This window comes from Pauljensenia sp. C0170B5 (assembly GCF_056590195.1).
In genome coordinates this window covers 53,244-67,444 of the sequence record NZ_JBWPVR010000002.1, presented here as the reverse complement: position 1 = coordinate 67,444, position 14,201 = coordinate 53,244, and the positions used below count along the sequence as shown (strand labels likewise).

9 protein-coding genes and 5 tRNA genes are annotated in these 14,201 nt (G+C 58.4%); 11 read left to right on the top strand and 3 right to left on the bottom strand.

Annotation, left to right across the window (positions count from 1 at the left end):
- Positions 1-29: 29 nt before the first annotated feature.
- The 3 genes from treZ to glgX are packed head-to-tail and all read right to left on the bottom strand — an operon-like array spanning position 30 to position 6,347.
- Complete coding sequence (gene treZ / locus AC1EJZ_RS03555; protein WP_480293970.1) at positions 30-1,730, bottom strand: malto-oligosyltrehalose trehalohydrolase; 1,701 nt, start codon at positions 1,728-1,730, stop codon at positions 30-32.
- The gene (treY, locus tag AC1EJZ_RS03550) at positions 1,727-4,234 is read right to left on the bottom strand and encodes a malto-oligosyltrehalose synthase (protein ID WP_480293969.1); all 2,508 of its coding nucleotides are present in this window, start codon (positions 4,232-4,234) and stop codon (positions 1,727-1,729) included. Before treY ends, treZ begins: the two co-directional genes overlap by 4 nt.
- A 1-nt stretch (position 4,235) precedes the next feature.
- A complete protein-coding gene (gene glgX, locus AC1EJZ_RS03545) occupies positions 4,236-6,347 on the bottom strand; it encodes a glycogen debranching protein GlgX (RefSeq protein WP_058236586.1) in 2,112 nt (703 codons plus the stop codon).
- Between the two features lie 233 nt (positions 6,348-6,580).
- Between glgX and AC1EJZ_RS03540 the strand changes: the two genes are divergently transcribed.
- The 11 genes from AC1EJZ_RS03540 to AC1EJZ_RS03490 all read left to right on the top strand — a co-directional run bounded on the left by AC1EJZ_RS03540 (position 6,581) and on the right by AC1EJZ_RS03490 (position 14,198).
- Positions 6,581-6,653, top strand: a tRNA-Gly gene (locus AC1EJZ_RS03540).
- 1 nt (position 6,654) lies between these two features.
- A tRNA-Val gene (locus tag AC1EJZ_RS03535) sits at positions 6,655-6,726 on the top strand.
- A gap of 18 nt (positions 6,727-6,744) precedes the next feature.
- Positions 6,745-6,817, top strand: a tRNA-Gly gene (locus AC1EJZ_RS03530).
- Between the two features lie 16 nt (positions 6,818-6,833).
- Positions 6,834-6,904, top strand: a tRNA-Cys gene (locus tag AC1EJZ_RS03525).
- A 1-nt stretch (position 6,905) separates the two neighbouring features.
- Positions 6,906-6,980: transfer RNA gene (locus tag AC1EJZ_RS03520), tRNA-Val, on the top strand.
- Between the two features lie 68 nt (positions 6,981-7,048).
- A complete protein-coding gene (gene dcuC, locus AC1EJZ_RS03515) occupies positions 7,049-8,467 on the top strand; it encodes a C4-dicarboxylate transporter DcuC (protein ID WP_058236587.1) in 1,419 nt (472 codons plus the stop codon).
- A gap of 14 nt (positions 8,468-8,481) precedes the next feature.
- Entirely contained in the window at positions 8,482-9,789 is a 1,308-nt protein-coding gene (locus tag AC1EJZ_RS03510; RefSeq protein ID WP_058236588.1) for an amidohydrolase, read from the top strand.
- Positions 9,790-9,795: 6 nt separating this feature from the next.
- Positions 9,796-11,082 carry an MFS transporter gene (locus tag AC1EJZ_RS03505; RefSeq protein ID WP_058236589.1) on the top strand — a complete coding sequence of 429 codons (1,287 nt, stop codon included), beginning with the start codon at positions 9,796-9,798 and terminating at the stop codon, positions 11,080-11,082.
- Positions 11,083-11,139: 57 nt separating this feature from the next.
- On the top strand, positions 11,140-12,231 hold the full coding sequence (locus tag AC1EJZ_RS03500) for a ferrochelatase (RefSeq protein ID WP_070726594.1): 1,092 nt from the start codon (positions 11,140-11,142) through the stop codon (positions 12,229-12,231).
- The gene (gene hemQ, locus AC1EJZ_RS03495; RefSeq protein WP_227469305.1) at positions 12,224-12,967 is read left to right on the top strand and encodes a hydrogen peroxide-dependent heme synthase; all 744 of its coding nucleotides are present in this window, start codon (positions 12,224-12,226) and stop codon (positions 12,965-12,967) included. Before AC1EJZ_RS03500 ends, hemQ begins: the two co-directional genes overlap by 8 nt.
- A 4-nt stretch (positions 12,968-12,971) precedes the next feature.
- The gene (locus AC1EJZ_RS03490) at positions 12,972-14,198 is read left to right on the top strand and encodes a carboxylate--amine ligase (protein WP_480293968.1); all 1,227 of its coding nucleotides are present in this window, start codon (positions 12,972-12,974) and stop codon (positions 14,196-14,198) included.
- Positions 14,199-14,201: the final 3 nt, after the last annotated feature.

Genomic DNA, 14,201 nt, shown 5'->3' with positions numbered 1-14,201 from the left:
CTTCACACTAAGAGGGCGCAGCGGTGGATTCAGTCAGGCACGCCGACCCATTGCCAGACCCGCACGGCGGCGCTCTTCTGATCAGGGAAGGATGCCAGCAGGGAACCAATATGCCCACCGTTTTCACGCGGCCAATCGTGACTGTCTGCAGCCGGAAGTGCGTCACCGTTCATATCGGCCTCGACCGCGACAGCACCATTGATCATGCGCACAATGTCACCCTCGTGAGTGACGCGTTGACAGACACCGTCACGCACGCCGGGCGCCGTGGCGCGCACATGAATCATCGAACGTGCCCACTCGAGCATGCGTCGGCATCTGCCGTCGCGCGGCTCACTCCAGTCCAGCACGCAATGGTCGACAGTCGTGCGCGAGGTTGGGTCGGGAACGTCTCCGCTCCAACCGTGCTCACTGAATTCTTTTTGACGGCCCTCGCGCACGAGTTGGGCGCGCTCGTCGTCTTCCTGGTCGGCAAAGAATCGGAACGGTGTGCGCGTGCCCCATTCCTCACCCATGAACAGCATGGGGGTAAAGGGGCTGAGCAGGATGATTGCTTCAGAGGCGGCCAGTTGTGCGTCGGAGAGCACCTGGCTGGGGCGGTCGCCTTGAGCGCGGTTGCCAACCTGGTCGTGATCTTGGGAAAAGACGACGAATTTGCGCCGATCCAGAGTGGCAGGAACGGGTGCACCCCAGTTTTGGTGGCGGAACGTCGAGTAGCGACCATCATGGTAGAAGACATTTTCCAGCACGGTTGCCAGCGCGTGCGTATCGGCAAAATCACCGTAGTACCCGTCAATTTCGCCCGTGAGCGCCACGTGCAGGGCGTGGTGGATGTCATCAGCCCACTGAGCGTCCATCCCCATACCGCCCTCACTGGTGGGCATCACCATCGAAGGCTGGTTGAGGTCAGATTCGGCAATGAGCGTCATCGGGCGCCCCTCGTCGTGCGACCACTGGGCCACGCACTGTGATAGTTCTGCCAGCAGGTGTCGATCCGTCTCGTCGTGAATGGCGTGAACCGCATCCAGACGCAGCGCATCGGCATGCATGGTGACCAGCCAATGGCGACACACGTCAATAAGGTAGGCGCGCTGTTCGGGACCGTTCAAGTCCAGCACAGGCCCCCACGGTCCGGTCGCAGTGGGGTGGAAGTACGGTGCGAACATCGACAGGTAGTTGCCCCACACACCGAGGTGGTTGAGGACGACGTCGATGCACACATTCAGGCCGCGTTCATGGGCAGCGTTGACAAATTCGACGAGGGCATCCGGACCGCCGTAGGCTCGGTGAACGGCGAAAAGATCCACGCCGTCATACCCCCATCCGAACTCTCCGCTGAATTGTGCCAGCGGCATGAGCTCAACTGTGGTCACCCCCAGGTCACGCAGGTGGTCGAGGCGTTCGATGGCACTGATCAGGGTGCCTTCAGCAGTGAACGTACCGACGTGGAGTTCATAGATGACGTTGCCCAGGACGGACGTGCCGGGCGATGCGACCCAGTGATGTCGTGAAGGATCCCAACTGCGTGACAGACCATCAACCCCGTAAGGCTGGTAGAAGGATCGCGGATCAGGCAGCGGGTCAGAGCCATCGAGGCTGAAACCGTAATCTGTCCCATCGGGCAGATCAGGGCCGTCCCACCAGCCGCCAGCGGCGCGGCTCATGGGGAGCTGCGCGTCGGCCAGGACAAGGTCGACGCTCTGAGCGTCCGGCGCCCACACCCGCGTCACGAGAGTTTCTCCACAACCACGACGTTGTCGTCATTCATCACATCAGCCAGGCTCAAACCGTTGCCGTCAGTGACGTCGAATCGTCGCCCTGACATGATGTCCTGCCATGAGCCGGCTGGAAGGTAGACACGATGATCCCCCCAGCCGCCGATCTGACGCAGTGCCCTGAGCAGTCGCACAGCGATGACACACACGCGTGGGCCGTCCTGGTCGCCGCGTGCATACGCGATCGCATGTCCGGTGGTTGTTGCCAGTGGTGTATACGTTGCGTGTGCGGATACGAATGCGTCGCGGTGGCGGCTGCGAAGCTTCAGGATGGCGCGGGTCAGGCGCACTTTTCGACCCTCGAGAGTCTGCTCGTCTGAATCCAGCAACCGCCCGAGTCGTTTAAAATCAACCGGACGTCGGTTATCCGGATCAACCAGGGAAGTCGCCAGCCCCTCGGAACCCTGATACACATCAGCCACTCCAGGAACCGTCAATTGCAGGGCTTTCGTCACTTCGATGCAGCAGTTGCGAACCGGCTCCGTCAGCTCATGAAAGCGTGTGAGCAGTTCGGTGATCGAGGAATCAGCGAGTACCTGGCGGGCAAAGTCAAACAGCTCCTCTTCCCGTTCTTCATCAGGATGCGTCCATGTCGTCCACGTTTTCTGTTCCCGCACTGCCTTTTGCAGGTAGTCAGTCAGGCGCTCCTGCGTCATCGGGTCGGACTCACACCACGTGGTCGCGGCAAGTGTCTGCCACAGGAGGTTTTCCGTGCGCCCATCCAGCGTGAGTGGCCGGTATTCGGCGCTGGTCAGACGTAGCTGCTGGACGAGGGAGACCCATTGACTGGGATATGACGTGACGGCGGCCAGTGTGGCTCGCACATCTTCACCACGCTTGGAATCGTGGGTCGTTCCGCATGTCATGGTCGCCGGCCACGACGACTGCAATGCACTTTCGAACGCATGGAACATGTCCAGGTTGATACCGAAATGGGTGGGGTTGCCTCCCACTTCAGTCAGTGCGCACAGGTGGGTCCAACGGTAGAACGCGGTGTCTTCGACACCCTTTGCCATGACCGCACCGCACACTTGCTGGAACCGCACCGGCACTTCGTCGCGGCGCTCATCGGAGGATGCCAGACCTGCCGTGCCGATTTCGTCGCCCAGGATGAGCGCAATGAGCACATCCATCGTGTCCTCAATGCCGTCAAACCCTGAGTCACGCAACTCGCGCAGCGAACGGTCACGCACCTCGGTCATCTCATCGCGCGCCCACTGCGGGGTGGGGGATCCGGGCACCACGTAGATCCGGTAGCGATCCATATTCATCACGAGGGCGCCTAGGCAGCGTTCGAAGGTACGCATCGTATGGTCACGCAGACGCAGGTCCTGTTGGCAAATTTCCCAGATCAACGAGGCCAGGCGGTGCAGCTCAGCTGCCAGCGAGGTGCGAATGATCTGCCGTTTCGATTCGTGTTCGAGCCGCGCAAAGTCCGCCGGTGAATCTTCGGTCAGCTCCTGCATGATGGCACCCATCGGCATGTTCGCTCGCGGATCGACCTGCAGGGAGTTGATGCGCCATGCGGTGTCATAGCCTGTCGTTCCGGCAACATCCCAATCAGAGGGCAAGTGCTCTTCGCCTTCGAGAATCTTTTCAGCAGCAATCCAGGCGCCGCCGGTGCGTTGGCTCAGACGCTGGAAATAGCCGCGCGGATCAGCCAGGCCATCAGGATGATCCACTCTGAACGCGTCAATGAAGCCTTCGTCGAACAGGTCGAACAGCAGGTGATGAGTCGCCTCGAACACGTCTTCACGCTCGACACGTAAACCTGCCAGCGTATCCACGTCAAAGAAACGGCGGTAGTTGAGTTCCTCGTCACCGACCATCCAGTGAGCCAGGCGGTAATGCTGGCGCTCCAGCAGAACTTCCAACGGGAGGAACTCGGTTCCCTCCGCCAGGGGGAACACGTGATCGAAGTAGCGCAGGACAGGTTGCTCACCGTATTCCGGCTCAGTTGGAACCACCATTGATTCCACGTGTAGGTCACCGGCGGAGAGCACCTGGCCGATGCGCGCACCCAAAATCGGCATCAAAATGGGCTGATCTGTCGCCACGTCGAACCAGCGTGCGCGCGGTGACTCGGCGCCCCGTTTCAGCACTGACCACATGGCGCGGTTCTGCCACACCGGAGTGGGCACAGCCATGTGATTCGGCACGATATCGACCACGACGTGCAGGCCGAGGGCGTGCGCGGCGCGCGCAAAATCTTCAAACCCTTCACGCCCACCCAGCTCCGCGTTGACATGGGAGTGGTCCACCACGTCGTACCCATGCCGGGAACCCTTGACAGGCTGCAGGATAGGGGAGAGGTAAACATCCGTGGCTCCCAGACGACGAATATGCTCGAGGACACCACGGGCGTGTTCAAATGTGAAATCCGGAGTGAGCTGGAGTCGATACGTCGACAGTGGAGTGTATCGAGATGACGGCGGAACGTGGGGATGAAGATCAGACATGTCACTGTCCCAACGGATTCAGCAGAATCATCGTGGTGCGGCCGGGCAGCGTGATCGAGTCACCGGACTGGTACTGACTGTGATCATCATCGTCACCCGTGTTGATCACCGTTGTCCAGGTCTTGCCATACGTCTGGTTCGGAATGGTGAATTCAACGGAGTCAGGAGACGCGTTGATCATCAGCAGGAAATCATCATCGGTGATCGTGTTGCCCTCAGGGTCGGGTTCCTGAATGGCGTTACCGTTGTAGAAGACCATCGTGGAGCGAGCCCATGCCTGGTTCCACTCGTCTTCCGTCATGTGAGTGCCGGCAGGGGTGAACCATTCGATCTCGCCCAGCTCCGATTCACCGCCGCGCGTTGCCGGCCCTTTCAGGAAGCGTCGGCGGCGCAGAACGGGGTGATCACGTCGCAGGTGGACGAGGCGCTGAGAGAAAGCGAGCAGTTTGCGCTGCCAGTCCTCCAGATCCCAGTGCATCCATGACAGCTCATTGTCCTGGCAGTACACGTTGTTATTGCCCATCTGCGTGCGTCCGATTTCGTCACCGTGAGCCAGCATGGGCAGACCCTGCGAGCAGAAAAGAGTGGTGAGTAAATTGCGAATCTGGCGCTGGCGGAGCTCCTGAATGCCCGGATCATCCGTCGGACCTTCCGTTCCGCAGTTCCAGGAGCGGTTATTGGACGAGCCGTCATTGTTGTCCTCACCGTTTGCCTCGTTATGTTTGCCGTTATAGGACACGAGGTCACGCATGGTGAAGCCGTCATGAGCGGTGATGAAGTTGACCGAGGCGACAGGGCGCCGTCCTGAATGCTCATAGAGGTCAGCACTGCCAGCCAGACGGGAGGCAAAACTGGACAGGGACGAGAACTCCCCGCGCCAGAAATCGCGCACAGCATCGCGGTATTCACCGTTCCATTCGGACCACAGGGGAGGGAAGCCTCCTACCTGGTAGCCGTTGGAGCCGACATCCCACGGCTCAGCGATGAGTTTGACCTGGCTGATCACCGGATCCTGGTGGATCAGGTCAAAGAAAGTCGAGGCGTGGGAGACCTCGTCAAACTGGCGTGCCAGTGTCGTTGCCAGGTCGAAGCGGAAGCCGTCGACATGCATGTCAGTGACCCAGTAACGCAGCGAATCCATGATGAGCATCAGGACCGAGATCGAGGACATGAGCAGGGAATTGCCTGTGCCGGTGGTGTCGAAGTAATGCCTCAGATCATCGGGAACGAGGCGATAGTACTTCGCGTTATCGAGGCCCTTGAGTGACAGCGTCGGCCCCATGTGGTTACCTTCAGCGGTGTGGTTGTACACCACGTCGAGGATGACTTCGATACCGGCCGCGTGGAGCGTCTTCACCATGTTCTTGAACTCGGTGACCTGCCCGCCGAGCTGACCCGACGATGAATAGGCGTTGTGCGGGGCGAAAAATCCGATGGTGTTGTAACCCCAGTAATTCGACAGGTCACGAGCCTGCAGGGATGGGTCATTGACGAACTGGTGGATCGGCATCAGTTCAATGGACGTGATGCCAAGATCCTGCAGGTGTTTGATGATCGCCGGATGAGCGATCCCTGCGTAGGTGCCGCGCAGCTCTTCTGGCACGTCCGGGTGCAGCATGGTCATGCCGCGTACATGTGCCTCGTAAATGATTGTTTGGGAATACCCGTAGTTCGGGCGACGGTCATCGCCCCAGTCGAAGGACTCGTCGACGACGACGGAGAGCATCGTGTCGTGGACAGAGTCGTCGTGATTCGGTTGCGCTGGGTCGTTGAAGTTGTAGGAAAAGACCGAATTGGAATTGTTGATCTGCCCTTCAATTGCTTTCGCATAAGGGTCGAGCAGGAGTTTGGACGGGTCGCATCGATGTCCCTCGTCTGGCGCGTAGGGACCGTGGATGCGGTAGCCATAGCGCTGTCCGGGCCCTATGCCGGGCAGGTAGGCGTGCCACTGGTCATAATCGACCTCAGTGAGTTCAACTGTGGTTTCGTGACGATCCTCGTCAAGGAGACACAATTCAATGCGGTCCGCGATAGATGAATAAACTGCGAAATTTGTTCCATTGCCGTCATACATTGCGCCCAGCGGGTAGGCATGTCCTGGCCAAATATCCATACTCTTAGATTGCCATGAAACCTCGAAAAGAGTGCGCTGAGCGTGGAAAATTGTGAAGCTGGTCGCGAAAATTCCTGCCCGAAGGTGGCGAAAAGTCGCGGAAAATGGCGGAATTTCGACATTTTCTGGTGAGTTTTCGATGCCGGAACGCGCCGTGCCTAAGTCCTCAGGATTTCCCCAACCGGGCCAGAACCTGTTAAGCTTCCCTGCGTCGCTTGATTGACAAGCGCATCGCGGATGTGGCTCAGTTGGTAGAGCATCACCTTGCCAAGGTGAGGGTCGCGGGTTCGAGTCCCGTCATCCGCTCGGGCGATTGGCGCAGCGGGAGCGCGCTTCCCTGACACGGAAGAGGTCACTGGTTCGATCCCAGTATCGCCCACTGAGTATTCATACGCATGCGGATGTGGCTCAGTTGGTAGAGCATCACCTTGCCAAGGTGAGGGTCGCGGGTTCGAGTCCCGTCATCCGCTCGGTCTGAGATGACTTGGTGGGTTGGCCGAGAGGCGAGGCAGCGGCCTGCAAAGCCGTATACACCGGTTCGAATCCGGTACCCACCTCGGGCGATTGGCGCAGGGGTAGCGCGCTTCCTTCACACGGAAGAGGTCACTGGTTCGATCCCAGTATCGCCCACCATTTGTTTTATGTGCCTTAGACTTCAAGAGACCCTTTAGTCAATAGTTGAAGTCGAAAGGCCATAGGCGATGACGCTAATCGGATTTTTGATTGGCTTGGCTGTCACAGTTGTAGTGGCATGGCTGATCATTAAGAAACACCATCCACAAACAGTATTGATCCTTGCAGGATTGTTGCTTCTTTTCATTTCACTCCCTCTGTCTGAAGAGCCGCTGATGGACAGCGAGAAAACCACGGGGAATATGGTTCTTGACGTCGTGGATTTCTTACGCGACACATTTGCCTCCACATCCGCCAGTCTTGGACTCATCATCATGGCTGTGGGCGGATTCTCTCTGATAATGGAAAAAGTCGGTGCCAGCGCAATGCTGGTGCACCTCGCTATGAAGCCGCTGTCGCGGATCCGTAGGCCATACATTTTCCTTGGAATCGCGTATATTTTCGGACAGTGCCTCGGAATGATCATTCCGTCTGCATCTGGCTTGGCAATGCTGCTTATGGTGACTTTGTATCCCCTTCTGCGTTCCTTGAGGATTTCGCGTCTGAGCGCGGCAGCATTGATTGCGACAACCTCCTGCCTGGATCTCGGGCCAGCGTCGTCGAACTCCAATTTGTCGGCCGAGGTGTCCTCCATGACCGTTCAGAAATACTTCATCGACTATCAGGGGCCTGTGGCAATTGTGACGATGGCAGTGATTGCCATCAGCCACATGCTGATTCAGCGTCATTTCGACAAGAAAGCCGGAACGCTGCCGGAAATGAATCCGCCCTCGAATCTCGAACAGGAAGCATCAGGAGCCTCACCGGATACAGGCAGTGTAAAAACCGAGCTCAAGACCCCCGTCTACTATGCAGTTCTGCCGCTCATACCGCTCGTCTTACTCATTGTTTTTTCGGAATATCTCATCTCCTCCGTCAAGATGAATGTTGCGACGTCAATGCTGACATCAATGTTGGTGGTCCTGATCATCGAAATGATCAGATATCGCTCATTCAGCAGAGCCAGCGAAATCATGAAAGTGTTCTTTCAAGGAATGGGGAAGCAGTTCGTTGCAATTGCCACGCTTATCGTCGCAGGACAGATGTTCGCCGCAGGCCTCACGCAAATCGGATTCATCAAGTTCATTGTCGATGGAGCGTTCAATTTGCACCTGGGCGTTGTCGTCATGACAGTGCTCATGACACTGATAATCCTGTTGACTGCACTCCTTACCGGGTCGGGAAACGCAGCATGGTTCGCTTTTGCACCCCTGGCTCCTCAGGTGGCGCAGCCCCTTGGCCAGCCTGCTGTAGCAATAGCTCTGCCGATGGAGCTGTCGGCGGGCATCGGACGTTCAATGTCGCCGATCTCCGGTGTATTGATCGCGGTGTCGGGTCTGGCGGAAGTCAATCCCGTCGACCTGGCAAAACGCACAATTCCTGTGATGGCGGCGGCGTACATCACGCAGATCACCACATCCTTTATCTGGCTGTATCTGATTCACTGAGAAAGGAGAAGACCATGTTTGACACCATCGTCGCACGCTCCAATGAGATCGCTGACGACCTCATCGCTGTACGTCGTGACCTTCATCAGCATCCGGAACTAGGGTGGGAAGAATTCAGAACCACCAGTATTGTCGTTCAGCGACTTCGCGAGCTGGGTTACATCGTTCGTGTGGGTAAAGAAGTGTGCGAAGAGTCTGCCCGTATGGGAGTGCCTCCCGCAGAGGAACTCGAATCGGCTTACCAGAGAGCGCTGCAGGAAGGTGCACCGGAGGAACTTCTTGAAGCCATGAAAGGCGGTTTTACCGGAGCCGTCGGCATCCTTGAGAACGGTGACGGCCCGGTTGTGGGAATGCGCTTTGACATCGATGCGCTTCCGCTGGCAGAAACGACGGATCCAGAGCATTTCCCGAACAGGGAAGGCTTTCAATCCGTGCATGCCAACACGATGCACGCATGCGGACACGATTGCCACACGAGCATCGGCCTGGGAGTTGCGCAGCTGATGATGGAAATGCGCGATCAATGGTCAGGTACCCTCAAGTTAGTCTTTCAGCCAGCTGAAGAAGGCGTGCGTGGAGCAAAATCCATCGTCGCGCACGGACACCTTGATGATGTAACTGTCATGCTCGGTTCTCATGTGACAGCATCGAACCAATGCAACGAGTTTGATATATACGCGGGCGCAGGCGGATCACTGGCCACAACGAAACTGGACGTGACTTACACCGGTTTGGCGTCTCACGCTGCAGGAGCTCCGGAAAAAGGCAGGAACGTGATGCCTGCTGTTGCTACAGCGATCCTCAACCTGTATGCGCTTCCGCGAAATTCACAGGGAGAAACGCGCGTGAACGTGGGTGTTGTCCACGCTGGATCGGGCCGTAACATCATTGCCAACAATGCCACTATGCTGGTGGAAATTCGTGGCGCCAACACTCAGATCAATGCGTATATGGAGGAATATGCCCGACGGATTCTTGAAGATGCCGGGCACATGCATGGAGTCGAATGCGAGATCACGAAAACAGGAGAAGCAATTTCACTCGAGTCCTCTCCAGAGCTGATGGAGCGCATCGATCGGGTAGCCGAACAAGTTGAGGTGCGCCCCGCTTCGCCCAACCGACTGATTTCACCTGGATCGGAAGACTATTCGTTCATGATGGATCGGGTACAGTCCAATGGGGGCCAGGCTTCATTCATTCGTATCCTTGTTGATTCGCCGACTGCTGGGCATACCGTAACGTTCTCACCAAACGAAGACGCTATGGTGCGTGGCGTACGTATGTTTGTCGGTACAGCGCTTGATGTGATGGCACTACGCTAGACCTTCATGCGACGGTCATCATCGCCAATTGTCCTGCTGGCTCTCCCGGTCTACGTCCCGTCACTGACATGGTCCACCGGTATCGGTGCGCTCAATTCAGTGGTGGTATTGGCCGGGCTGTCCATGCAGATGAGCGAGTCATGGGCATCGGCGATGGTGGGAATCATGGGCGTTGCCGGTGTCATCGCATCTGTACCGATCGGCCGGATGGTCGACCGCATCGGCGACCGCTCATCATTCGTCATCGGCGGGCTGATCGCTGTGCTGGCCGGAACATGCGCCCTGGTATGTCTACGGTTTCCCGGCATTAACCGTGCAGTTGTTGCATTCGTTATCGCGATGGTCGCCATTTCGATCGCCGGAGACATGTGGCAATTGGCGCGGCAGTCCTATGTGGCAGAATCCGTGCCTATGACATGGCGAGCACGATCAATGTCGATGCTCGGAGGAATGTCCAGGCTCGGCCGGTTGATCGGTCCTGCGCTGGCGTCGCTGGCCATTGTGCTGGGAGGTATTCCCGGCACATTCTGGTTCTTCATCGCAGCCACCGTGCTTGCCCTGAGTCTGATCCTGTTGTTCACCGCGCCTACGCCCGAAATTCTGGATGTCAAACCGCCGGCGTCCCAACGATCGTCCAGTGAAACGCCGCCGGCGTCTTTGCAGCGTCGCCCTCGTACCCACGTGGACGTCGTGTCGACCATGCTGCTGTCGGTGGGGACAGTTCTGCTGTCGCTGGTGCGCACCAACCAGATCATTGTGGTGCCTCTGGTGGGCACGAGCCTCGGAATCACAGAGGAACTCATATCAGCGACCTTCGCGATTTCAGCGGGACTGGATGTCGCCGTCTTCTACTTCTCAGGCGCGATCATGGACCGTTTCGGCAGACGAGCATCCGTTCTGCCGTGCCTGTTGATCATGGCGGCAGGGTTCGTGGGATTGGCCCTGAGCGGGGGAGTCGTGAGCTTCATGGTCAGTGCATGTGTCGTGGGGTTCGGCAACGGATTCAGCGCAGGAACCGTTATGACGATGGGAGTCGATCTGTCTCCGGACATCAACCGCTCCCGATTCCTGGGAATCTGGCAGGCCATCTCGCAGGTGGGCCCGACGGTGGGTCCATTCGTGATTTCCGTGCTGGTGGCCGCATGGGGAGCAACGATGAGCGCGTGGGCGACCGCAGTGGCAGCTGCCTGCTGCGCAGTGTGGATGCTCGTGACAGTTCCCACGGCCTACGCTCGCCTCGGTATGGACGAACGAGGCAGGGCGCTGCCCGCTCGAAGCGACGCTCAGTCATAAAACATCCGCAGGACTAATCCAAGCGAAGAGCACACTTTTCTGTTTAAATTGCTCAACGTGAAGGCCGAAACAACCAGCGTGGATGCGATCATGCTCTGCAGCTACGGAGGACCCAGGCAACCCGACGACATTTTGCCGTTTTTGCGCAACGCCACGCGCGGCAAAGGGATCCCTGACGAGCGTCTCATCCAGGTCGGCGGCCATTACAGCCTGTTTGGGGGGAAGAGCCCGATCAATGAATGCAACGACGAATTTTCGCGCGCCCTCGCTGGCGAACTCGAGCAGCGAGGAGTCAAATGCCCAGTCGTTGTCGGAAACCGCAACTGGCACCCCTACTTCACGGAAACACTGACGAGCCTGATCGACCTGGGACACCGCACTGTCCTATGTGTCTTCACCTCAGCGTTCGCTTCTTATTCCGGGTGTCGCCAGTACCGCGAAGATCTGGCTGCGGCGCTCGACGAGCTGGGCGACAAAGCCAGTGAGCTGGTTTTGACGAAAGTGCGTCCCTATTACACGACGCAGGGAATTCTCAGCGCCCACGTCCGTTCCATCACACGCGCAATGCGTGAGCTGGACGACCCGCACCTTGTCCTCGTCACGCACTCCATCCCCGTGTCGATGGAGGCTAACTCCGGTGACCACCACCTGCCCACGTATGTCGGCCAGCACCACCAGCTGGGCGAGGAAATCTGTAGACGCGTTAGTGACGAACTGGGGCGAGAGGTGCCATTCGATTTGGCGTACTGTTCCCGATCGGGTCCGCCACAGTCGCGGTGGCTCGAACCGGATATCAATGACCATCTTGAATTCCTGCATGATGGCGGCACGCGCGCCGTGGTCGTCGCGCCGATTGGCTTTATTTCCGACCACATGGAAGTGGTCTACGACCTCGACACTGAAGCCAAGGCGACTGCAGACAATCTGGGAATGGACTATCGGCGCGCCGCCACTCCAGGCACCGATCCAGCGTTCGTGTCCTCGCTCGCTGACGTGGTCTGCGAACGGATCGGAAGCGGGGCAGCGGGCGACGCGATTGACATCAGGTGGCCCGTGACATGCTCGCAGGAATGCTGCCTGCCGCGTGAGTCCTACCAGATGCGTCCAACCTGTTTTAATCACCCCAACCAAGGAGAAACCCATGAGTGAAATGCCACATGGTCACCATCCGGCACCGGTTCACGACCCTCGCGACCGGACCGACATTGACCCCGAAGAAGTCAACGCGCGCGACAATTACTCGCTGCAGTGCGTCTTCCGCACCGTGGTGCCGTTGCCGGCCGACAGCGCACACGACTTGGCGGCGGCAATGGAACGAGCCGTGCGGGACACCGGCGTGGAAATTCGAGGGTGGTATGACGTGGGCGGATACCGCGCTGACGCTGACCTGATGATGTGGGCACTGTCTGACAGCGCCGACAAACTGCAGGCCGGCTACCATGCGATCGTTGCGTCTGACTTGGGCGCAGCTCTCGAACCCGTGTGGTCAGCAATGGCGGCACACAAGGCTGCCGAATTCAACACCCGTCACCTGCCCGCCTGCTTCAACGGTGCAGCGCCGCGCGGATACTGCGCCGTCTACCCCTTTGTGCGCAGCTGGGACTGGTACTACCTGCCGAAAGCTCGCCGCGCTGCCATCTTGAAAGAGCACGGCATGAACGGCGTCGACTACCTGGACGTGCAGGTTTCCACGCTGGCCGCATTCGCGCTGGGGGACTACGAGTGGACGGTCGCCCTCGAATCCGACAGCCTCGACCGCGTCATGGGTGTGCTGCGTCGCCAGCGCGACGCGGAAGCTCGACTATTCGTGCGCGAAGACACTCCGTTCTTCACCGGGCCTCGTGTCGAACTGACCGAGTGGACGGATCGCCAGCCGCTACAGTAGAAGGATGACTACAGACCTTCTTCCCGTCATTGTCGGCGGTGACATCGGCGTGTACGCCATCGGGCGTTCATTCCACGAAGCCTACGGGTGCCGCTGCATCTGCCTGGCGGCATCCCCAACAGATGCGATTACACGCTCCGTCTTTTTTGACGTGGAAACACTTCCGCCACATGCGGATGACCGGCAGACACTTGCAGTCCTCCGCGGGCTGGCAGCTGCGAATCCCGGCAGGAAACTCGTACTCATGGCGAACGACGACCGACACTCGGTATTCGTCGGGCGCTATCACAGCGAACTTGAAAAAGCAGGATACTCACTGCCTTTCCCACCCGTTGAGGTCACCGAACGCGTCACAGATAAAGCTCAGTTCGCACAGATCTGCACCGAACTTGGCATTGACACACCTCGCACCGTCAGCGTGAACGTGGGGAGTGGTGAGACACCCTCGTTACCGTTCGACTTTCCCGTCGTTGCCAAAGCGGCGCGAGGGGACGCCTACGACCAGGTCGACTTCCCAGGTAAACGGAAGATCTATTTCATCGAGACCGCAGCCGAACTGGACGAGCTGTGGGCGACGCTGCGTGAGACAGGATTCGACGATACGTTCCTTGTGCAGGAACTCATCCCCGGAGACAACACGCAGATGCGTTCCATCACCGCGTACGTCGATTCTCACGGTGACGTGACAATGATCGGGTCGGCACGCGTGCTGCTCGAGGACCATGCGCCCACCATGATCGGCAACCCTGTTGCGATGATCACCGAGCCATTCGACGATCTGTGGGACAGTGCCCGTGCTTTTCTGACCCACACCGGCTATCGCGGCTTCGCCAACTTCGACGTCAAAGTGGATCCGCGTGACGGCCGAGCCGTGTTCTTTGAAGTCAATCCGCGCATCGGACGCAACAGTTGGTACATGAGCGCCGCCGGCGTGAACCCCATGTCCATCATGGTGCGCGACCTGATTGACCATGAGCACGTCAAGCCGCAGGAAGTGCACAACGAAATTCTCTACTCCCTGGTTCCCGATGCACTGCTGCGCCACTACGTGCGCGATGAAGAACTGCGCCGACGCGTCCACGCGTTGCAGCGCAGCGGCAAGCGCAAGAATCCGCTGGTCTACACCGCTGAAACGTCACTGGTACGATCGGCGATCGTCGCTCTCCAGACGCTCAACCATATCCGCAAGTTCCGACGTTTTTACCCTGAGGCCACAGACCGCTCATTCTAAGGA